This is a genomic window from Mesorhizobium sp. M1E.F.Ca.ET.063.01.1.1, assembly GCF_003998155.1.
In the GTDB taxonomy this organism is placed as follows: domain Bacteria; phylum Pseudomonadota; class Alphaproteobacteria; order Rhizobiales; family Rhizobiaceae; genus Mesorhizobium.
The window spans coordinates 1-379 of the sequence record NZ_RZSC01001810.1; the positions used below are offsets into that span (position 1 = coordinate 1).

General features: G+C 63.6%; 1 protein-coding gene. It reads right to left on the reverse strand.

The annotated features are described in order from the left end of the window. The coding region (locus EOA29_RS42100; protein WP_210213252.1) for a hypothetical protein at positions 1 to 379 on the reverse strand (379 nt) is incomplete at both ends.

Genomic DNA, 379 nt, shown 5'->3' on the forward strand with positions numbered 1-379 from the left:
GGCTGGGTTCGAACTCGTCGCCGCGGAGAAACTGAAATTGAGCTCCGGTTTACCACCGGGGCCGTCGGGCACGGCAGTGACGGCAGCGGAGAGAAACGCCGCCGCCGAGGAGCGTTCGAGGTGGTTCACGCCGCCACCGTGGGCTCCCAACGCATCCGCGATCGAGGGCGTTCCGGGGATCTTCGACAGGTTCTGGAAGCCGAAAATGGTCTCAAAGGAGGTGTTGGAGGTCCAGCCCGAATGGAACTCGCCCAACTCCTGGGTCAAGATATCCAGATGGTTCTTCCAGAAGCCCGGCGTCAAGCCCTGGCCAGGCGGCGGCAGGAAGTTGGTGAAGTCGTTGCCGGTGTCGATGCCGCCGCTGCCGGGATTATCGACC